The following is a 21,556-nucleotide window of genomic DNA, read 5'->3' as shown; positions in this document are numbered from 1 at the left end:
GGGGTACCAGTGGCAATCTTCACCGATCCGATCAAGGACCACGCGGACTTCGGTCCGGGCGACGCCGAATGGCTGCACCTGCTGGTGGGCGACTGGCAGCTGGTCGCCGACCTCGCCTTCGCCGACCTGGCGCTGTGGTTCCCCGTGCCCGACGGCGGCTACGTCGCGCTGGCGCATGCCCGGCCGTCGACGTCGCACACCGTGTTCCACAGCGACTTTGTGGGCGAACGTATCCGCGCTGACCTGCACCCGCTGGTAGACGCGGCCTGGCACAGCCAGCACATCGAGCGGTCGAGCGAAACCAGCTGGACCGCCGAAACCGCCATGCGGGTGGAGGCGATTCCGTTCGTCCGCAACGGCCGGACCCTGGCCGTGGTGACATCGCACATGGACCTGTCCAGCTCGCGGATGCCGTCACGCCTGGAACTGACGTACCGGCAGTGTGCCTATGACCTGCTGCGGATGGGGACGCTGGGTCTCTGGCCCGACTTCGCCACGCCTACCGGCTCACGCCGGGGTGCTCCACGCGTGGGCGACGGGTTGATCCGGCTCGACGCCGAAGGGATTGTGCAGTACGCCAGTCCCAATGGAGTTTCCGCCTTCCGCCGGCTGGGCGACATGGAGACGCTCGAGGGGCGTTCGCTGGCGGAAATCACCACGGCGCTGCTCAAGGACCGCCGCATGGTCGACGAAACGCTGCCGCTGGTGGTCACCGGGCGGATGCCGTGGCGGACGGAAATCGAGTCCCGCGGCGTCAGCCTCTCCCTGCGCGCGATCCCGCTGCGCGACGAAAAGGAACGTTTCGGTGCGCTGGTACTCTGCCGCGATGTTTCCGAACTGCGCCGCCGCGAGATGGAACTGGTATCCAAGGACGCCACCATCCGCGAAATCCATCACCGGGTGAAGAACAACCTTCAGACCGTCGCGGCACTGCTGCGGATGCAGTCACGGCGGATGGAGAGCGATGAAGGCAAGCTGGGCCTCGCCCAGGCCATGCGCCGTGTGTCCACCATCGCCCTGGTACACGAGACCCTGTCCCAGGGTCTGACGCAGAACGTGGACTTTGACGAGCTGATCGACCGCCAGTTCCGGCTGTCTGCCGAGGTCGCCTCGCCCACGCAGGAGGTCAGGACCCGCCGCGACGGATCCTTCGGCGAGCTTCCGAGCGACCTGGCCACTCCGCTGGCCCTGGTGATCAACGAACTGGTGACCAACGCCGTCGAGCACGGGCTGGCGGGCCGCCGCGGCACGGTTGGATTGGCTGCGCAGCGGCACGGCAAAGCCGGCCGGGAGGAACGGCTCACCGTGACGGTGACCGACGACGGCGTGGGTCTGCCGCCCGGGCCGCGGCGGGAGGGGCTGGGCCTACAGATTGTCCGGACCCTGGTCCAGAGCGAACTCGACGGGACCATCGAGTGGTCCGCGGGCGAAAGCGGCGGCACGGAAGTCCGGATCGAGATGGGACTGGATACCGAGTACCGCCGTACCTGAGTCCCCGCCTATCCCCGGAACGGACGGGGCACGGCAAAAGGCCGCTGCCAGGGGCAGCGGCCTTTTGCCGTCCGGCGTCAACGGCCGGGTAAGTCCTGCTTAGGAGGCGCGGCGGGCGCGGGCTGCGCGGCGCTTCAACGCACGGCGCTCATCTTCACTCATGCCGCCCCAAACACCGGCGTCCTGGCCGGTCTCGATTGCCCACTGCAGGCAGGTGTCGATCACCGGGCAGCGCCGACAGACACTCTTGGCTTCTTCGATCTGAAGAAGAGCCGGGCCGGTATTGCCCACGGGAAAGAAAAGCTCCGGATCTTTATCCAGGCAAGCTGCGCGGCTCCGCCAATCCATGTTGATCACTATCTCCTCTGAAAAGTTGACTCCTACGTGTTTGTGAAAACATTCACGAGCAACTACAAACTAAAGGGGCCGGTTTCGGCCCCTGATTTCCCTCTTACTAGCGTGGCACGTCAGGCCAAAGCAGACAAGGGGTAACTACCGGTCAATATGGCCGGAAGGCTGAGGGATGCATCACATTCGATCTCCGCGGCGGACCGCTGATTGTTATGGCACCGGCTCCGGCGCCGTACCGGCGGCTCATATCCGGCCTCCCGAGGTGGCTTTCCGCAGGGTTATCTCCGGTATTCTGCCATTGTGTCAACACCCCAGGAACCCCGCTCGATGCAGCGTGCCCCCGCTGTACTTCTCATCTCCGCCGTACTGGTTCTCGAAGCGCTATGCCTGCTCGGCTTCGCAGCTTGGTACGGCTACCAACTAGCGACTTCGGCGCCTTTGTCCATGGGAGGGGCCGTCTTCACAATGGTGTTTGCCGTTGCCCTCGCTGTGTGGCTGCTCGCGGTGGGGCATTTCTTCTTCCGGGGCTACCGGTGGACCCGCTCGGCTGCACTGGTCTGGCAGCTCTTTGTGGTCATTCTCGCCGTTCCGACCCTGCAGGCAGGGTTGGTCCTGCCCGGTCTCGGACTGCTTCTGCCTGCAGCAGCGGTCCTGCTGCTGTTGTTCACGAAGCCGGTCCTCGCACACACCAGCAGGACCAGCGATAGCGGCAAAACCTTCTAGTCGTTCATCTCTCCTGTCCGGCCGGCTTATTCGACGGCGGAATACGCCGCCTGTGCCTCCCGGACTTCCGGCCCGTCGACGAGGTAGCATCTGCCCGGCGGGCGGCGTCTGCCGGGTTCGACCCGGATTCCGAAGATGTCTCCGTCCGCGGGAGTCACAGGCTGGAGCAGTGCACCGCGCGGTGCCGACCGGATCTGCTGTGCCAGCGGAACGCGGACCGTGAGCTGGTGACCGGCAACGGCGGCCAGCACCAGCCGGGCACCCAGGGCCTGCATCTCAGCGAGTTTCTGGTGCGTGGAAGAAGGGAGCGAATCAGCGTCGTCAACCAGGACCAGGAACCGCCGGAGATCTTTTTCCCCCTGTTCCACGAGGGATAGCGCCGCTGCCAGATCCGCAGCCACGCATTCACTGGAGATGTCTGCCGACCTCTGCAGCTGGCGGAGGAAGGAGGTCCGGCCGGAGCCGCGCGGACCCGCAACCAGGAAGACCGAGCCCGGCAATACGCGCACCGCAGCAGTGGCCAGTTCGTCTCCAAACACCCCTACGGACAGCCAGTCTCCGGACAATGCGGGCTTCAGCTGCGCCGGCGGAACGAAGGCAGGGAGGTTTTCGATCCGATGCGGGGGCGGGCTGTCGGAGGGAAGGGGGACCAGCTGCTCCGGTGCCGGCGGGATGTCTGCCGTCAGCAGCTGGGTCGAGAGGCCTTCAGCTGTTCCGCACCGTCCCTGGACCAGGGCCCTTCCACGGATCCGGTCCATCGGCGGCAGCCGGGGCCAGATCAGCAGTGTCTCAGCGCTGGCATCGGCTGGAAAGTACATGCGGTTCGGGATCAGGGGAAAGAAACGGGCGCTAAGGACCTCCCTGTCCCCGGCCAGAATCACGCAGATGTCCGCGCGTTCACCGTCCCGGATGAGGTCGGACAGGTCTTCTTCGCCCGTCAATCCGCGGCCCGTGCGGAACGCCGTGCACCAACGGGACCATCCGGTGATGATCAGCGTCACTCCCGCTGCAGGTCCGTGGACCTGCGCCGCCGCCGGCACGGCGCCGCCGGTGTGGGCCGGGCCCCTGCCCGTACCTGCGTCCGGGGATGCTGCCGGGCCGAGCCGGTGCAGGATTTCTGCGGCGAGGTAGGCCAGCACACGGGACGCCCGATCGACCTCCTGGGGACCAACGTAGGCGCCGGTCTGCTCAGCTGCAGCAAGCCAGGCAAGGCTGCCGTCCGAATCAAGGACATATAGATGCCGTCCAGCTAACCCGGTGACGTGCTTGGCGGCGATAAGGCCGAGCGCGTCAGGTGCTCCCGACCGCGGAGCGCCGAGCACCGCCAAATGGAAATCGATTCCGGGGTGCCACGCAAGGATTCTCTGGCGCTGCTGTCCTGGCTCATCCATCAGTCCCAGGACCAGCCCTTCGGGGGCAGCCTCGTCGGCGACGCGGCAGCCGGCCAGCAGATCCTCTGTCAGTGCAGAAGGCAGAGGAGGCCTTACCGGGTTAAAAGGATCCGGATAGCCTCCGGTATCGGCGGCCGCCCGGATAGCCGTAACCGTCCGGTGAAGGGCATCCGGATCTGCCGTGGTCTCTGCCCGCATCCGCGCGCCGCCGGCCGCTCCGGACAAATGCTCGTGCAGTTCCTTCAGCGGGCTTTCGTCAGTGCCGCTCCGCACGGCCGTTGAAAGGCTTTGAAAGGCGAGCGGAAGCCGGCCGCCCCTGCTGACATAGGCCCGGCCCGGAAGGTCGGGCGGGATGGTGGACGCAGCGTCGGCGTCGATGACGTCGCGGGACTCCGCGGCGGACTGGACCCGGAGGGCGACACTCGTTGCTATGTTCGCGCGGATATCTGCGGTAACGGCGCCCTGCGGGCGTTGAGTTGCCAGCACCAGATGCAGGCCGAGCGAGCGCCCGATGGCCGCTATCCGCAACAGTTCGGGCAGGGCTGTGGGCACTTCCTCGGTCAGCATACGGAATTCGTCAACCACCACCAGCAGCTTGGGCACCCGGTCCGCCGGGGGACGGGAGAAGTTGTAGGCGGAAAGATTGTCGGCTCCACCGGCGGCCAGCAGGGCTTCACGGCGTCGGACTTCCGCACGCAGGGAAACCAGCGCCCGGCTCACGTTCTCCGCGGAAAAGTCGGTCAGGAAACCCACTGTGTGTGGCAACGCGGCAAGGGGGCCGAGCCCGGAACCGCCTTTAAAATCGATCAGCAGGGCGGTGATGTCGGTGGGCGGATGCAAGGCAGCCAGAGAACCGACGAAAGTGCGCAGGAACTCGGATTTTCCGGACCCGGTGGTCCCGGCCACCAGGAAATGCGGACCGTCTTTATCCAGGTCCAGGATCACCGGGCCGGAAAGTGAAAGGCCGACGACAGCAGCAACCCCTGATCCAGGGTCCCGCCATCCGTGCAGCAGGAGATCCGGGGAACCGGCGGGGTGGCAGTCCTCGAAAGCCGCTGCGGGCGGTAGCTGGCCGGTACCGCCGGGCCCGAGATGCTGCGGGCCGGACGGCGGGCGGGAGGCAAGGCCGCGGGATAACCGTTCGAAGGTTTTTGGTTGAATCAGGTCGGGGACAAAGTCCACGGTCCGGCCTGCGGCAGCCAATGTTCCCCGGCCTCCAAGAAGCGACACGGAGACCGGCGCGGGGAGACCTCCGGCCCGGATGACGCTCACCATCGGACGACGCGCTTCGGGAAGCGCCTGGAGCAGCCGCCCGGCGTGCTCCGCCCACGCGGCATGGACGAACAGCACCAGGTCGGCCGGTCCCGCGGCCGGCGGAAGCGTCGCGAGGATGTTCCGCAGTACCGCGACAGCGGACTCCACCGCAGGGAGGGAAACCTCGGGCAAGGCAGCCAGGGTGACGCCGGGCAGGAACCTCGCATTCGGTTCCAGCTCCGATGCCGTACCGACGCACACAATGTGCGGCACAAGGGCCGCTGCTGCTTGTAGAAGGATGGTCCGGCCCAACGCCGCCCGCTCCCGGGCGGTGCCTTCCAGCCTGATGTCCCGGTCCCTTCCGAGGGCAAGGATTACCGAGGCTTCGGAGATATGCGGGGGCGTGAAACGGCGGGGTGCCGGCACCACTTCGATGTTCGCCGGCAAGGTGCCCGCCCCGATCCGGACCGGATATACGGCGGCGGCACCGGCGTCCGCCACCGGTGGGCCGGCCGGTTCTGTTCCCAGAGCCCTGGCTCCCGGGTCCGGTGCGGCCCGGCGGAGCCGCTTTCCGTCCTCCTCCGCGGCCCGGGCGATTGCTGCGGCCTGCTCACGGCGGCGCCGCCGGGATCCCGCGGCGCCCAGCAGTGCCGTGACCGCCGACAGTGCGCTGAAAGCCAGGAACATCCACATCCCTGTCGCCACGGCCAGCACCACTCCGAGCAGGAGCGGCAGCAGCGCACCGACCAGGAGCAGGCCGGTTTTTTGCCCTTGTTCGGGGAACCTGACGGTGAGGGGGCTGAAGGGATCTGCCGGAGCGCTTTCGACCTCGCGCACGGCCCCGGGAATGACTAACCTGCAGTGGCTGTAACCGAACCGCAGATGGGAATCGGTGTCCACCGTGGCCACGCGCACACGACGGCCGTCGACCCAGGTGCCGTTGACTGAGCCTAGATCACGGACGGTCACGGATTCAGCTCCCACGACAAGTTCTGTGTGGTGTCGGGAAAGCGCCGGATCGGTGATGCCGATTCGCTGTCCGGGCCCGCATTCCGCCGGGACCCTCCGCCCGATGGTGTAGGTTCCCCGTTGCAGGTCGGTGATGCCTCCGGCGTCGGGTCCGGAGCAGATAACCAGGAGTAAGGGAGCGGGTGCCGGGGCGCCCACTCCCGCCGGCATCCCCGCGGCGGCACACCCGGCGGATCCTTCGATGCGCAGGATCACCGCGCCGTTGACGAGCGGAGCCTTGCCGGGGGTCAACTCCTGCAGGCTCGAACCCTGCACGGTGTAGCGGGCGTGCCCGTAGCGTTCCTCCAGCATCGAGGCCACTGAGGCTCCGGACGTTTTCTCCGAGATGTTGATCACAACCTCACGGAGCGCAGGGCGCCCGGGCGGGTCCGCGGGGAAACCCCCGGATCCCGCTGCTAGGGTCACATGAAGCAGCAATGTCCCTCCAAAGCATCCCCCCAGAGAGTGCGAAACGGTCGATGGAGGGATCAGCCTACGGAGCGCCGGATCACTTCCGGCACCGGAGGCCCCGCCCTGTGGATAAGTTTCCTGCCCCCTTGGACTGAGAGGGGAAGGTGGAGCAGCGGCGGTAAACTGCTGGAGGGGATTTTGGCTTTAGAAAGGCAAGTGTGACTCACCCGTACCCGGTTCTACCGCATGCTTCGGACCACCCCTCCCAGCCACCAAAAGCAGCCAAACCCGGTTACCGGCCGGAAGTGCAGGGCCTGAGGGCGCTCGCGGTACTGATGGTTGCCAGCTACCACATCTGGTTGGGCCGCGTATCCGGCGGCGTGGACGTCTTCCTCCTGATTTCCGCCTTCCTGCTTTCACTGTCCTTCATTCGGAAGGGTGAAGCCGGCCGCGGCCTGCAGCTGGGGCATTACTGGACCCACGTATTCAACCGCCTGCTCCCGGCCGCGGCCGTGGTGATCGTGGGAACCCTTGCCGCCACTGTCCTGTTCGTTCCCAGAAGCCGGTGGGCCGAGATCTTCTCGCAGGCGTGGTCCTCACTGCTTTACGTCCAGAACTGGGCCCTGGCTGCTGATTCGGTTGATTACTATGCCGCAGACCACAGCATCGCCAGCCCGTTCCAGCATTTTTGGTCGCTTTCGGTCCAGGGACAGGTCTTTGTCCTGTGGCCGCTGCTGTTTGCGCTCTGCGCCGTCATCGCCCGGCTCGCGCATAAGCGCTTCCGCAGCGTTGTGTTCTGCGTGTTCGGAGCGGTGTTTGCCGTCTCGCTGGTCTTCTCCGTTCACGAGACCTACACCAACCAGGCCCACGCCTACTTCGATACCCGCACACGCCTGTGGGAATTCGCCTTCGGAACCCTCCTGGCCCTGGCTATTCCCTACCTGAAGCCCGTCCGGGGAATCCGGGTTGCGGCCGGATGGCTGGGCCTGGCTGCCATCCTCAGCGGGGGATTCATCCTAGACGTGCAGGGGCAGTTCCCGGGCTTCGTCGCTTTGTGGCCGCTCGTAGCGGCCGCCCTGGTGATAGTTGCAGGACAGACAGGCAGCCGTCTCGGTGCGGACCGCTTCCTCTCCTGGCGGCCGCTGGTGCGGATGGGAGACATGTCCTACGCCCTCTACCTATGGCACTGGCCGATACTCGTCATCTACCTCGCCTGGCGGGGGCGCCAGGAGGTAGGGCTTGTCGGGGGCGCGCTGATCCTCGGCCTTTCCCTGATCCTCGCTGCCCTGACAACGCGTTTTGTGGAAAAGCCCCTCCGCGCACGGGAAAAGCGCGGGACCTGGGGGCGGGCCGCACTGGTGATGGCGGCCTGCGTGGCCGTAGTGGCCGTGCCGCTTGCCAGCGGGCAGTACCTGCTCAGGGCGGCCGATGACAGACTCCTGGCAGAAGCCGAGATCAACTACCCCGGAGCCCGCGTTCTGGCACCGGAATATAACGGCGAACCCACCGGGGTGCCTGTCCGGGCAGTGTCCTCAACGGACCCGGACAGCTGGGGACGGCTCCCGCTGGCATGCTCGGAGGTCCCGGACGGACCCACGGACCCGGCTCTGTCCAGCATCTGCTTCAGCACAACAAATACGGACTCGCCGGAACGGACCATCCTCATCATCGGCAGTTCGCACGCCCAGCAGTGGATCGAGGCGGTCGAACCGATGGCCCGGGCACACGACTACCGTGTCATAGCGCTGCTGAAGGGTGGATGCACCTACGGCGCCGCGGCGGCTTGGAGGTCGGAGGACTGCAACCGCTTCAATGAGGCGGCCACCGAGTACGCCCTGGAATTGAAGCCCGATGCCGTGATCGCGGTGGCAACGTCCGCCATGTCCGAAGAAGCCGCCGATCCCGTGGTTGACGGGCTGCCGGAAGCCGCCCGGAAACTCGGCGAGGGCGGAATCGATGTGGTCGGTGTCCGGGATAATCCCCGGTTCCCCTTCAACATGCAGGTGTGTGCAGAGACCAACGGCGCTGACTTGTGCACCGCACCCCTGATGGACAAGCAGTCTCCGGATTTCCCGCCGTCGGAGGACACCGGCGGCATGGCCTTCCTCGACCTCTCGGATCTGATCTGCCCGGAAGGGACCTGCCGGCCTGTCGTGGGGAACACCTACGTCTTCCTGGACGACAACCACCTGACCACCGATTACGCCGCTTCCCTGGCCGAGGAATTCGACCGAAGATTCCACCAAAGCGTCAGCTGGTGACACCCTGCACAAGGGGTGTCACCGCTGCCGCTGATGCAGGCCTGCACCCAGGCCGAAAAGTGCCTGCCGGCCAATAGTCGGATACCCTTGACCCGGGTGTGCGCCGGTTCGGCCATCCCGTACCAAACAGGAGAAACAAGTGAACGTTGACCTCGTCGTCGTTGGGTCGGGCTTTTTCGGCCTGACCGTAGCCGAGCGTGCTGCCAAGGAACTGGGCCTGAAGGTCGCCGTCCTGGACCGCCGCCATCACATTGGCGGCAACGCCTACAGTGAGAACGAAGCCCAGACGGGAATCGAGGTGCACCGCTACGGCGCCCACCTGTTCCACACGTCCAACGAGCGGGTCTGGGAATACGTCAACCGGTTCACCGAATTCACCAATTACGTGCACAAGGTCTACACCAGCCACAAGGGCGAGGTGTACTCCATGCCCATCAACCTGGGCACGATCAACCAGTTCTTCCGCGCTTCCATGGGACCGGCCGAGGCAAAGGCCCTGATCCAGGAACAGGCCGGCGAACTCGCGGGTACCGATCCGGCGAACCTCAATGACAAAGGAATCCAGCTCATTGGGCGCCCTCTCTACGAGGCCTTCATCAAGTACTACACCGGCAAGCAGTGGCAGACGGATCCCAAGGACCTGCCGGCTGAGATCATCAGCCGCCTGCCCGTCCGGTACAACTACGACAACCGGTACTTCAACGACAAGTACGAGGGTCTGCCCGTCGACGGTTACACGGCCTGGATCGAACGGATGGCGGATCACCCGAACATCCAGGTGCATTTGAAGACCGACTTCTTCGATGAGGGCCACGAGTTCTCCCGCAGCAACACCCTGGGCCAGGTTCCGGTCATCTACACCGGCGCCGTGGACCGCTACTTCGACTACGCCGAAGGTGACCTGTCCTGGCGCACGATCGACCTCGAAGAAGAGGTGCTCCCGGTGGAAGACTTCCAGGGCACATCAGTCATGAACTACCCGGACGAGGACGTTCCCTACACCCGGATCCACGAGTTCCGCCACTTCCACCCCGAGCGTGAGTACACCAAGGACGCCACGGTGATCATGCGCGAGTACTCCCGCTTCGCCGAGAAGGGCGACGAGCCGTACTACCCCGTGAATACAGCGGAGGACCGCGCCAAGCTGCTCGCCTACCGCGACCTCGCCAAGGGCGAGAAGTCCGTGCTCTTCGGCGGCCGCCTCGGCACCTACAAGTACCTGGATATGCATATGGCCATCGGGTCGGCGCTGTCCATGTTCGACAACAAAATCAAGCCCCACTTCACCGGTGGCGCCAAGCTGGAAAGCGGAGGAGTCGACGCGTGAGCAACGCAACCGTAGAGCGGTCAATCCAGGCGGACGATTCAGAACGCCAGTGGTCCACGATCCAGCGGGTGGTTCTTCCTTCCCTGGACCAGCTGGACACGGTGCCGCTGTACATGGACACTGGCAGTGCCACAGGAGTGCAGCTGTCCACCATGAACGGTGATGCAAAGACTGCCGCCGCGGCCCCGGCGTACTCAGCTCCCAGCAAGGAAGCACACGCAGAGGATTTCCTGTCCCGGCAGTCCACTTCCGTCCGTGCCGGCGAGCGGGTTTCCTTCGGCACGTACTTCAATGCCTTCCCGGCCAGCTACTGGCGCCGGTGGACCAATCTGGACACCATCCGGCTCAGTGTCCGCACCACGGGGACAGGCGCCGTCAGCGTCTACAAGTCCAATGCCCGCGGCGCCCTGCAGCATGTCGAGACCCAGCGGGTGAATTCGCCTGCGACTTCCACCTTCGAACTCAGCCTCAAGCCTTTCGGCGACGGCGGCTGGTACTGGTTTGACCTCGTCGCCGGTTCCGAGCCGCTGATTCTCGAAAAGGCCGAATGGCAGGCGCCGGGGGAGCCCGTCACCCCGGGTAGCGTGACCCTTGAAATCACCACCCTGAACAAGACCTCTTTCTGCATCAACAACCTGCGCATCCTGGGGGACCACCCCGAAGCGCTGGCCTACGTCAAGGAAGTCCTGATCGTTGACCAGGGCACCGAAAAAGTGGCCGACGCGGAAGGTTTCGCCGAAGTCGAAGCCATGCTCGGCGGCAAGCTGCGCATCATCAACCAGGCCAACCTCGGAGGATCAGGCGGTTTCGCCCGCGGCATGTACGAGGCCGTCGAGAGCGGCAGCGACTACGTCCTGCTCCTTGACGACGACGTCGTGATGGAACCGGAGAGCATCTCCCGTCTGCTGATGTTCGCTGACCGCTGCAAGACGCCCACCATCGTGGGCGGACACATGTTTGACCTGTACAACCGCACGGTGCTGCACACCTTCGGCGAGACAGTGAACCCCTACCGTTTCCAGCCGGACCAGCCGCATGCCGAGATGACCCTCGGCCACGACTTTGTTCGCTCGAATCTGCGCCACACGTCCTGGATGCACCGCCGGGTGGACGTGGATTACAACGGTTGGTGGATGTGCCTGATCCCGACGAAGGTCATCCGGGACATCGGCCTGTCGCTGCCCGTCTTCATCAAGTGGGACGACGCCGAGTACGGACTCCGCGCCAAGAGCGCCGGCTACCCGACCGTTTCCATGCCCGGCTCCGCCGTCTGGCACGTCTCGTGGATCGACAAGGACGACCTTGTCGGCTGGCAGGCGTACTTCCACACCCGCAACCGCATGATTGCCGCCCTGATCCACAGTCCGTATGAACACGGCGGGCGCGTGGTGCGGGAAACCGGCTACATGGACCTCAAACACCTGATCTCCATGCAGTACTTCACGGCCCAGGGCCGCGTCATGGCCCTGCGCGACCTGCTCCGCGGCCCGGAGCACCTGCATGACCTGCTTCCCACCAAGCTGCCGGAAATCAAGGCACTGACCAAGAAGTTCACGGACTCACAGGTGCTGCCTGAGCCGGAGGCCTTCCCTGCCCCGGTGATGCACAAGCCGCCGCGGCGCGGGCAGGGCTTCGCCGCCCCGTCATATGCGTCCCTCATTCCGTGGGCAGCCAAGACGGTGGTCAAGCAGCTGACCAAGAAGGTTCCGGCGACCAGTCTCGAACACCCGCAGGCCTACATTGCGCACCAGGACAATAAATGGTGGCGGATGTCCCAGTACGACAGTGCCGTGGTCTCCAATGCCGAAGGTACCGGGGCCTCCTGGTACAAGCGCGATCCGAAGCAGCTGCGGGTCCTCCTGGCCGAAGCAGTGCAGCTCAACGCGGAGATCCTGAAGAACTGGCAGAAGCTCAGCGACCAGTACCGCGAGGCACTTCCGGAGATTACTTCCTTCGAAGCCTGGAAGAAAACCTTCGCCGAGCATTCGGAAGAGAGTAAATAAGCTTGTCCACCGGTGCACTCGAAACTCCGGGGCGGGGAGCGGGCCTGGCGGATATCCTCCGGTCCCGCTTCCTGCTCAAGCTGCTCGTTTCCAAGGAACTTAAGGTCCGCTACCGGGGATCCATCCTGGGGCTCCTCTGGTCCTATGTAAAACCCGGCGTGCAGTTCGTCGTTTTCTACATAGCGCTGGGCGTGTTCCTGGGCCTGGAGCAGAGCGACCGCAATCCCAGCGGGCTGCCGAATTACGCGATCTACCTGTTCTCTGGCATCGTGCTGATCAACTTCTTTACGGAGGCACTCGGCAACGCCTCGCGCTCCATAGTGGGCAACGGGGGATTGATCAAGAAGATCTACCTGCCGCGGCAGCTCTTCCCCGTTGCCTCCGTATGGGTGTCCGGGGTGCATTTCGTGCCGCAGATGGTGATCCTCATCGTTGCGTGCCTGTTCAACGGCTGGCGGCCTTCGGTGCTGCAGCTGGCGGCGGCCGTAGCCGGTTTCATCATTGTGGCGCTGTTGGCGACGGGTCTCGGGCTGCTCTTCGGAGCCGTCAATGTCTATTTCCGGGACGCGGAAAACATCGTGGACATGCTGCTGATGATCGCAACCTGGGCGTCACCCGTATTGTATTCCTGGCGCATGGTGAGTGGCAAGCTGGGAGAGACGTTCTTCAACGTGTACCAGCTGAACCCCATCACCGTGGGCGTGGAATGCTTCCACTACGCGTTCTGGCTGCCCACCACCGATGGTGCAGAGGCCATCCCCCCGCACCTGTTGTCCGTTTGGATTCCCGTCGCGCTGGTTATCTCGGCAGCGGTCCTGCTGATTGGCCAGCTCGTCTTCCGTCGCCTTGAGGGCCGTTTCGCGCAGGAGCTCTGAACCGTGGCCAACGCCATTGAAGTACGCAACATCAACAAGCAGTTCGTCCTGCGGCATACGCGTTCCATGAAGGAAGCGTTTGTCTGGCTGGTCAAAGGACGCAAGGGGGACCTGTCCGAGAAGTTCCACGCGCTCAAGGGCGTCTCCCTGAACATTGAGCAGGGGGAGACCGTGGCGCTGCTGGGGCTGAACGGCTCCGGCAAGTCCACCCTGCTCAAGCACATTTCCGGAGTGATGCGTCCCGATTCCGGTACCGTCGGCACCAGGGGACGGGTTGCCGGGCTGATCGAGGTCGGCGCCGGGTTCCACCACGACCTGAGCGGGCGCGACAACGTCTACCTGAACGGCGCCATCCTGGGCATGACCGAGGAAGAGATCAACGCGAAGTTCGACTCCATCGTCGAGTTTTCCGAGATCGGGCAGTTCATTGATACCGAAGTGAAGTTCTATTCTTCGGGCATGTATCTCCGGCTTGCGTTCTCTGTTGCGGTCCACACGGACCCGGAGGTCTTCCTGGTGGACGAAATCCTGGCAGTAGGCGACGAGCCGTTCCAGAAAAAATGCATCGACAAGATCAAGGAACTGGCGGGTGAGGGCAAGACACTCGTTGTCGTCAGCCATGATCTGGACCTGGTTTCACGCATCTGTGAGCGTGGGGTCCTGCTGGAGCACGGCCAGATTGTCATGGATGCCCCCGTGACAGAGGTGGTAAACCGGATGCGCGGCGGCTCGTAGCTCCACCCGCACGCCTCTCTCTACCCCCGTGTACAGTGTGCCGTTACGACTGACGGCACCGGAAGGAACATAGTGACCTGGATTTCCGTCACGCCGCAGATCATCGCCGCCCTTGGCATTATCCTCGTCCCCGGCGGGCTGCTGGCATTCGCCGGGTTCCGTCTCCGATGGTTGGCGGCCCTGGCCGTCGCGCCGGTTTTATCCGTATCCCTGGTAACAGTTGCCGCGGTTGCCGCCGACCTCGCGGGTATCCCGTGGTCATTGCTCCCGGTGGCCGTCCTAACGGTGCTGGCAACGGCAGTCACGGCAGGCCTGCGGTTTATCTGGACCCGCAGGGAAACCGCACCGGCCGCAGCCGCGGATCCCGCCATCCACCTGGTGGAGGCGGCGGCCGTCCTCGGCGCCGCATGGCTGGTTGGCCGGCGGCTGATTTTTGCCTTCGGACATCCGGAGAACTTCTCCCAGACCTTTGACAACATCTTCCATCTCAATGCCATCCGGTACATTGCGGAAACCGGGTCCGCGTCTTCTTTCAGTGTCGGCGGAATGACCGGCATCGGTTTCTACCCGGCGGGCTGGCATGGGCTGGTTTCCCTGGTGAATTCGCTTGCAGCTTCACCCATTCCGGTCAGCGTCAACGCGGTCAACCTGGTGATCGGCGCGGTGGTCTGGCCCCTCGGATGCATCTTCCTGGTCCAGCAGATCGCCGGCCGGAAGGCGGTCCCGACATTGATCGCTGCGGTCCTGTCCGGGGCTTTCGGCGCCTTTCCGCTGCTGCTGGTGGACTTCGGAGTCCTCTATCCCAACTTCCTCGGCGTCAGCCTGATTCCTGCCGTCCTCGGGATTTTGATCAGCGTATTGGGCCTGGCCCGGCGAACATACTCCCTCCGCCTCATGTGGTTCCTGCTGATCCTGGCGGTGCCCGGCCTGGGGCTGGGCCATCCGAGCGCTTTCCTGGCCGTTACGGCGTTCTCGGTTCCCCTTGTCATAGCTGCAGTTATCCGCCGTGTCCGCATTGAGTACTCCAATGAACGCGCCGTGCGGGCCTGGCTCTACATCCTGGCCTTCGTGCTTTACGCCGTCGGCGTCGTAATGCTCTGGAATGCGGTCCGGCCGGAGGAAGACACGCTGATCTGGTCGCCCTACCAGACCCAGGCGCAGGCCATGGGTGAGGTGCTGGCCAGCGCCCCGCTGCTGTCCGCAGTCTCCTGGGGTGTGCTGGTGCTGTCGCTGTTCGGTTTTGCCGCCCTGATTCTTCGCCGGGCACCGTGGTGGACTGCGGGAATCTACCTCATCGGCGGATTCCTCTATGTCGTAGCCACCGGCGCCCCCGATGGAGATTTCCGCGATTTGATCACCGGCGGGTGGTACACCGACAACAGCCGGCTGGCGGCCCTCCTGCCAGTCGTGATCCTGCCTGTGGCGGCCGTGGGCGGTACTTTGATCGTCGAAGGACTGGATAAGGCGCTGTGGCGCCCGGCAGTCACCTGGATGTCCGCCCGCGGCTGGCGTGCGGACATGGTCCGCGGCGCCACCGCTGCTGCACTCCTGCTGGTGGTGCTGGCTGCAACTGTATCCACCCAGACGGAAAACGTCCGCAACGCCGCCAGATCGGCCGCCACCAACTATCTGCTGGTCGAGGGAGCACCGCTGGTGTCGCGGGACGAGTATGAGTTGATGGAACGGCTGGACGAGGAGGTAGAGGAAGGTGCACGGGTTGTCGGGAACCCGTGGACCGGGAGCTCATTGGTCTACGCCCTTGCCGGCCACCGTCCTATGCAGCTTCATACGATCGCGGCCCTGGGCCCGGAGGAGGACGAAATCTATGCGGACCTCCGCAATGCCCTGACGGATCCGGAGGTCTGCCCGGCTCTGGAAGCGGAGCAGGTTGGCTACGTCCTGGACTTCGGCGACCAGGAAATACATGGCCGCACCCACCCCTATCCGGGACTGGAGGACCTCGAGTCCAGCGGCGCGGTGGAGCTTGTGGACAGCGAGGGTGAAGCGAAGCTGTACCGGATCACCGCCTGCGGGTAGCTGACCGGCTCAGGGCCGTTCGACCGGAGTGTGCTTGCCGCCCTGCAGGGCCACCGCTTTACCTGAGCCCCGGCGGAAGTACCGGCGGACCACACCGAGCTGGTACACAGCGACGGCGAGTTCGGAGACGGCCACCGCCCACGCCACCGCGGACACACCCAAGGTCAGCGCTCCGGTGACGATGAGGGGAACCCCAATGGCGGCGCCCAGAACGGTGGAAACCGCCAGGGCCTTGCCTTCGCCCAGCGGGATGAGGCAGGCCAGCCCCACCACCTGGGACACCGTGACTGCGCCGAACACGACGCCCATAGGCATGCTGAGGTCGAATCCGACCCGGATGGCACCCTGGGACAGCAGATTGCTGGCCCAGGGGATGCATAGCGCCATAACGACAGCGCAGAGCGCAGCTGCGAGCGGAGCCCACCTGGCGGCAACGCGGATGCGTGCCTCCTGGCGTGCCCGGTCCGGATCCGCAATGGACCCCTGAAGCACCTGCACAACCGGCCCTACGGCAGTCAGGCCGTACTTGAAGAACTTCTCCGCCATCGCGTACAGCGACACCGCCCCCGGCAGGACGGCCCCGACGACCAGGAGCGGGGTGTTGACGTACAGGCTGGAGGTGGCGGCGGTGACGACGCCGTGCCGCTGGCCTGCCAGGCGCCGTACTGCCCGGCCGATATGGAGGTCCAGGCGGGGGACCGCGGCGGACCTGTTACGGATCAGCAGGCCGCTGACGGTGACGCCGAGGAGGTTCATCGCCAGCTGGATGGCCAGATACACAAAGACATCGCCGGTCAGGACCAGGCCTGCCAGCCCCAAAACCGTGCCGAGCGTTACGGGCAGCGTGTCAAAGACCAGAAGCCTGCCCGGACGTGCGTCACCTACGAAGAACCAGGAGGCGCCCAGGAAAGGAACGAGATACGTAAGGCTGGCCAGTGCAGCCACCGGGCCGGAGTCACCGGCGATCAGCCAGACGGTCAGGGCGGCCAGGGGTGCGGTGACGGCGAACAGATACACGCGGCTGACCAGGGAATCCAGAAACATCTGGGGCCGCTCCGCTGCCGGCATGCCTGCCACCATGGCCGGTCCTACTGTTCCCCAGCCGAAGGACACCAAAACGCCGAACAGCAGGGCAGCGGACTGGCCCAGGGCGATCACCCCCCAGGTGTTACCTCCGGCGTTGGCTATGACCACGGGAATGGCCAGCAGGCCCACAACGGTGGTGATAACCACGGAAGCACCGAATGCCCCCAGACGTCGGATGTGCCGCAGGACCGTACTCTGACCCAAGAAATATCCTCCGTAGCTGGGTGCGGGCACGCAGTGGGCCGTTTGCCGGTGCGTGCTCCCTGACGATTCTAACTTAGGGGCCTGGCCGGGTTGATATCATCTACGTAGCGCCGCCCACCTCCTGCATGCCTTCCGGCGCTCCACGAAGGCGTGCTCCGACGATGGGAACTCTTTGTCTGTAGCAGCGGTTGTTGTCTCCTATAACCGAGTTGATTTGCTCCGTAAGTGCCTGTCCGCCCTCGAAAGCCAGGACCGGCGGCCGGACGAGATCATCCTCGTGGACAACGGTTCCACCGACGGCAGCGTCACCATGGTGCAGGAAGAGTTTCCTCAGGTCAGCGTGTTCGAAACGGGCGCCAACCTCGGCGGCGCCGGCGGATTCGCCTGGGGCATCGAGCGTGCGCTGGCCGCGGGGCACGACGCCGCATGGCTGATGGACGACGACGCCGAGCCGCTTCCCGGCAGCCTGGGTCCGTTGGTTGAGGCCATGGAGAAGGCACCTGACCGGCCGGGTTTCGTCACCTCTCTGGTGGTCAATCCTGAGGGCGAACCGAACAACGGGCACCTTCCCGATCTGTCCTCCGATGTTTCCCGGCAGTTGAAGGCGAGCGAACTGGGTGGGATGGCCGTGAACAGCGCCAGTTTCGTGGGCGTGTTGATTGACTTGCATGCAGCGGCCAAAATGCCGTTGCCCTTCGCCGATTTCTTCATCTGGTTTGACGACGCCGAATACACGCGCCGCCTCAGCCGGGGGGCCTACGGAGTACTCCTTCCCGCCAGCCGGATCCTCCACCCGGAAAAGCAGAACCAGAAGGACATGGGCGGCCGTTTGTTCTACTACATCCGCAACAACCTGTGGCTTCGACGACAGGACCCGAGCCGGAGGACACTGCTGCAGAACCCGGTCCGTTGGGGGGCAGGAATGGCCGTCCTGGCCATCCGCCAGGGGATGCTGGCGCAGGACCGGCGTCTGTGGCTGCGATCAGCGGCCAGGGGACTGTATGAAGGGCTGGCCCGCTCACCCCGGACCATCTGGCCCGGCCAGCTGCTGGCGAAGTCCGTCCGACTCGGCCGCTAAGCCCCGGCACGCCGGCTTCACGCCGGCGCCCTTCCGTTCCGCCCCGCTTCAGTCAGAGAGATACAAATGACCTCCCAGCAACGCGTCGCCGCGGTTATTTCCGCCTACAATCCGCCTATCGACCTCATCGAAAAGGTAAAGCGGCTGGCCAGCCAGGTCGAGCGCATCATAGTGGTCGACGACGGTTCGCCGGCTGACGTCACCGGTGTCCTGCAGGGACTGGAGGCGGCTGGCGCCGTCGTCCTCAAACAGGGCTCGAACACCGGAATTGCGGCCGCCCTCAATGCCGGAATCCGCTACGCGGCCGAATCTGCTCCGGATTTCTTCCTGACGCTGGACCAGGACTCCGAACTGGATCCGGATTATGTTGCCCGGGCACTCGTTGCCTTCACCGCGGCGACCCTGCAGGGGGTGCCTGTGGGCATGGTCTGCGCCGAGTCGCACAATAAGCAGCCGGTGATGCTGCAGAAACCCGGCGTTCCGTTCCCGGAAGCCTTTGACCCCATGCAGTCCGGGACACTGATTCCCGCCGCTACGTTCGATGCAGCAGGTCTCCTGGAAGAAGACCTGTTCATTGACTGCGTGGATTCCGAGTTCACTGCCAGGATCCGCGAGATGGGACTGAAGGCGATCATCGCGCCCGGCTGCAATATCAGCCACGCGGTGGGGGAGTCCCGTCCCATGCGCCTGGGCACGTGGCATGTCACGGTGGGCGGGCAGAAACGATTTGTGCATTCCCACGCGCCTTTCCGGGTGTATTACATCACCCGCAACGGCTTGGTTATGTACCGCCGGTACCTTCCCAAGCAGCCGGTCTGGGTGCTCCGCCGGATCGGACTCGAAGTAGTGTTTTACGGCGTCCGTGTTGTCTACGGTCCGCACCGTTTCCGACAGATCGCCGCTATCGCCTTCGGGATACGGGATGCACTCACAGGCCGGATGGGCCGGATCAGTGCAAAGGAAAACGCCGTGGTGGCGCCGCGGAAGAAGAAGGCCGCAGCCTAGGGACGGGGCGCGCTGCGGCGCCCGCGCATCCTCATCAGGGCTACTACGAAAGCCCGGGCAAGCATGGTCCGCGAACGCAGGATCAGCAGCAGGCTCCGGGCCTTTTTCGGTGTGGTGTTGTTGTCGTGGAGCCGCCGGTTCAGGGTGTCCGTCTCCAGATGGGCCATCGACCCGCGGAGATTGCCCACCAGGGCAATCCACTGGTCATGGGTCTCCACCAGGAAGGCGGGGAAGGGCAGGATCACGTCCCGGATGCTGCCCCGGAACGCCATGGCGCAGCCGTAGTAGGGCCGTACGCCGATCCAGAGCATAAGCAGGTTGGCCCAGCGGCGGCTGCTGTCCGCGCTGCGAAGCCGGAGGGATTCGATCCTGCGGGGCTGGTGGCCGAAGTACCCGAAGTTGCTCGCGACCACGTCTGCGTGCTGGAGTTCAGCGACCATTGACTCCACGCGGCCGGGCACCCAGACGTCGTCCTGGTCCGAAAGGAAAACATACTCGCCCGTGCTTGCGGCCAGGGCAGCCTCGAAAGTCCGGACGTAACCGCGGTTGGCGGAAGACCGGATCAGTTTGATCCGGGGGTCCTGCAGCGCCTCGACGACCGCGGCAGTGTTGTCCGTGGAGGCGTCGTCGACAATCACCAGTTCATCGCCGTGAGCCAGCTGGGGAAGGATCGAGGCGATCTGTTCCTCTATGTGTGCGGCACCGTTGTAGGCTGCCATGCACACGCTGACCTGGCCGCGGTCCGCGGCGGACGGGGAGGTGCTCGGGTTCATTCTTGTCCTGGTGATTCGTCGGTAGGGCGGGGATACCCGAACCAGCTTACCGGTTCCGAGGTTTCGACTTAGCCGCAGGCCCTCCATATATAGTGGAGTAGTTCCCCGACCCTCCGGCCGCCTCCTGACCGCGGCGGCACCGCCGGCTCTGCCGCCGTCGAACCTGATGTGAAAGAAGCCAATCCTTGACAGCCGTAGATGTTATGTTCCCGTACTACGGGGACGTTGAACTCATGAAGCAAGCCGCCCGAAGCGTAATGGGCCAGCAGCATCAGGACTGGCGTCTCGTAGTCATCGACGACGGCTACCCCGATCCCGAGCCGGCCCGCTGGTTCGCGGAGATCACGGATCCGCGCGTCAGTTACCAGCGCAACGAGGTCAACCTCGGTGCCAACGGCAACTACCGCAAAGCCGTCGAGCTCATCGAAGCTCCTATCGCGGTGATCATGGGTGCGGACGACATCATGCTTCCCAACTACCTCACTGCGGTTGTCGAGTCCTTCGAGTCCTTCCCTCAGGCCAGTGCCGTGCAGCCCGGAGTGCAGGTCATTGACGAATCAGGCCGGGCCACCATGCCGCTCACGGATCTGGTCAAGAAAGCGGCGACACCACGCGGCAACCAGCGTCGCCTGCTGAGCGGTGAGGATCTCGCGACGAGCCTGCTGCGAGCCGGCTGGCACTATTTCCCGTCCATCGCCTGGAAGTCCGAGACACTGAAGCGCATTGGCTTCCGGTCGGAGTTCGACGTCGTGCAGGACCTGGCACTGCTGCTGGACATCGCCGCCGACAGCGGTTCGATGGTGCTGACCCCTGAGCTGGCCTTCCTGTACCGACGCCACTCCGGTTCCGATTCCTCTGTTCGGGCCTTCGACGGAAGGCGCTTCGATGAAGAGCGGCGTTTCTTTGAAGGCGAGGCCGTCCGGTTCGATCGAATCGGCTGGACCCGCGCCGCCCGTGCTGCCCGTCTCCACGTCACCTCCCGCCTTAATGCAGTGACCCTGATTGCCCGTTCAGCGGCAGGGAGAAAGTTCGGTTACATCCCGAAGCTGGCCAAGCACGTCATCGGCTAGCCTGCCGGACACGGATCAAAAAAGCAGGGCGGACCCGTTGGGTCCGCCCTGCTTTTTGTTTACCGGAACAACGCGGCAACGGCCGGTGCTACTGCCGCAGGTCGTCCGCGCCCTTATGGCCCTCGTCTGCCGTCCAGGGCCTGGGTGCCTCATCCAGGGCAATGCGCCGGGAGAGCGTCGTAATGGAAGTCTCCATATTGCGGAACCGCTGGTAGGTCGTGGCCATGAACACGAAGAAGGACACGATGGTCGCGTAAAGCACCAGGTCGGTGCCGCGTCCGATGCCGAGGAATCCCGCGAACCGGGTCAGCGTGTCCGGGAAGAAGATGGACAGCGCAGCGGCCACGGCGAAGATCATCAGCATGATCCGGCGCACAGCCAGGTGCTTGGCGTTGACCCCGCCGCGCATCAGGACCAGGGAGACCAGGATGACAGCGACAACGAGCACGATCTGGACGATGAGTAGCAATTAG

Annotated in this window: 15 protein-coding genes and 1 pseudogene; 11 read left to right on the top strand and 5 right to left on the bottom strand. The window is 64.6% G+C overall.

Annotation, left to right across the window (positions count from 1 at the left end; all coding sequences use genetic code 11):
* Nucleotides 1-9 precede the first annotated feature (9 nt).
* A complete protein-coding gene (locus NNX37_RS00940) occupies nt 10-1,491 on the top strand; it encodes a sensor histidine kinase (protein WP_255790161.1) in 1,482 nt (493 codons plus the stop codon).
* A 99-nt stretch (nt 1,492-1,590) separates the two neighbouring features.
* Here the strand turns inward: NNX37_RS00940 and NNX37_RS00935 are convergent, their stop codons facing one another.
* Complete coding sequence (locus NNX37_RS00935) at nt 1,591-1,839, bottom strand: WhiB family transcriptional regulator (RefSeq protein WP_055239553.1); 249 nt, start codon at nt 1,837-1,839, stop codon at nt 1,591-1,593.
* Between the two features lie 303 nt (nt 1,840-2,142).
* Between NNX37_RS00935 and NNX37_RS00930 the strand changes: the two genes are divergently transcribed.
* Entirely contained in the window at nt 2,143-2,565 is a 423-nt protein-coding gene (locus NNX37_RS00930; RefSeq protein ID WP_255790160.1) for a hypothetical protein, read from the top strand.
* A gap of 26 nt (nt 2,566-2,591) precedes the next feature.
* Here the strand turns inward: NNX37_RS00930 and NNX37_RS00925 are convergent, their stop codons facing one another.
* Complete coding sequence (locus NNX37_RS00925) at nt 2,592-6,575, bottom strand: FtsK/SpoIIIE domain-containing protein (protein ID WP_255790159.1); 3,984 nt, start codon at nt 6,573-6,575, stop codon at nt 2,592-2,594.
* Between the two features lie 272 nt (nt 6,576-6,847).
* Between NNX37_RS00925 and NNX37_RS00920 the strand changes: the two genes are divergently transcribed.
* From NNX37_RS00920 to NNX37_RS00895, 6 genes and pseudogenes are all read left to right on the top strand, one after another.
* The gene (locus NNX37_RS00920; protein ID WP_255790157.1) at nt 6,848-8,890 is read left to right on the top strand and encodes an acyltransferase family protein; all 2,043 of its coding nucleotides are present in this window, start codon (nt 6,848-6,850) and stop codon (nt 8,888-8,890) included.
* A gap of 127 nt (nt 8,891-9,017) precedes the next feature.
* Nucleotides 9,018-10,217, top strand: a pseudogene (gene glf / locus NNX37_RS00915) (UDP-galactopyranose mutase); the annotation flags it as partial.
* Between the two features lie 113 nt (nt 10,218-10,330).
* Nucleotides 10,331-12,220, top strand: coding sequence for a glycosyltransferase (locus NNX37_RS00910; RefSeq protein ID WP_255790890.1), 1,890 nt, complete (start codon nt 10,331-10,333; stop codon nt 12,218-12,220).
* Nucleotides 12,221-12,222: 2 nt separating this feature from the next.
* Nucleotides 12,223-13,095 (top strand): ABC transporter permease, encoded by an 873-nt coding sequence (locus NNX37_RS00905; RefSeq protein ID WP_304658969.1) that lies wholly within the window; start codon nt 12,223-12,225, stop codon nt 13,093-13,095.
* A 3-nt stretch (nt 13,096-13,098) separates the two neighbouring features.
* Nucleotides 13,099-13,830 carry an ABC transporter ATP-binding protein gene (locus NNX37_RS00900; protein ID WP_255790153.1) on the top strand — a complete coding sequence of 244 codons (732 nt, stop codon included), beginning with the start codon at nt 13,099-13,101 and terminating at the stop codon, nt 13,828-13,830.
* A gap of 72 nt (nt 13,831-13,902) precedes the next feature.
* Nucleotides 13,903-15,867, top strand: coding sequence for a DUF6541 family protein (locus NNX37_RS00895; protein WP_255790151.1), 1,965 nt, complete (start codon nt 13,903-13,905; stop codon nt 15,865-15,867).
* Between the two features lie 9 nt (nt 15,868-15,876).
* On the opposite strand, the gene NNX37_RS00890 is transcribed toward NNX37_RS00895, so the two are convergent.
* Nucleotides 15,877-17,157 carry a lipopolysaccharide biosynthesis protein gene (locus NNX37_RS00890; RefSeq protein WP_255790149.1) on the bottom strand — a complete coding sequence of 427 codons (1,281 nt, stop codon included), beginning with the start codon at nt 17,155-17,157 and terminating at the stop codon, nt 15,877-15,879.
* A gap of 172 nt (nt 17,158-17,329) precedes the next feature.
* On the opposite strand from NNX37_RS00890, the gene NNX37_RS00885 reads away from it, so the two are divergent.
* Complete coding sequence (locus tag NNX37_RS00885) at nt 17,330-18,235, top strand: glycosyltransferase family 2 protein (RefSeq protein ID WP_255790147.1); 906 nt, start codon at nt 17,330-17,332, stop codon at nt 18,233-18,235.
* A gap of 66 nt (nt 18,236-18,301) precedes the next feature.
* A complete protein-coding gene (locus tag NNX37_RS00880) occupies nt 18,302-19,240 on the top strand; it encodes a glycosyltransferase (RefSeq protein ID WP_255790145.1) in 939 nt (312 codons plus the stop codon).
* On the opposite strand, the gene NNX37_RS00875 is transcribed toward NNX37_RS00880, so the two are convergent.
* Nucleotides 19,237-20,013: a glycosyltransferase gene (locus NNX37_RS00875; protein ID WP_255790143.1), complete on the bottom strand. Its 777-nt coding sequence runs from the start codon at nt 20,011-20,013 to the stop codon at nt 19,237-19,239. The two genes, NNX37_RS00880 and NNX37_RS00875, sit on opposite strands and share 4 nt — an antisense overlap.
* 185 nt (nt 20,014-20,198) lie before the next feature.
* Between NNX37_RS00875 and NNX37_RS00870 the strand changes: the two genes are divergently transcribed.
* Nucleotides 20,199-21,083, top strand: coding sequence for a glycosyltransferase family 2 protein (locus NNX37_RS00870; protein WP_255790142.1), 885 nt, complete (start codon nt 20,199-20,201; stop codon nt 21,081-21,083).
* 88 nt (nt 21,084-21,171) lie between these two features.
* Here the strand turns inward: NNX37_RS00870 and NNX37_RS00865 are convergent, their stop codons facing one another.
* Nucleotides 21,172-21,552, bottom strand: a complete 381-nt coding sequence (locus NNX37_RS00865; protein ID WP_255790139.1) for a DUF2304 domain-containing protein — start codon at nt 21,550-21,552, stop codon at nt 21,172-21,174.
* Between the last annotated feature and the right edge of the window lie 4 nt (nt 21,553-21,556).

Origin of the sequence: Arthrobacter zhaoxinii, from assembly GCF_024385505.1 — a bacterium.
In the GTDB taxonomy this organism is placed as follows: Bacteria; Actinomycetota; Actinomycetes; order Actinomycetales; family Micrococcaceae; genus Arthrobacter_B; species Arthrobacter_B zhaoxinii.
This window is presented reverse-complemented; position numbering and strand designations above follow the sequence as displayed.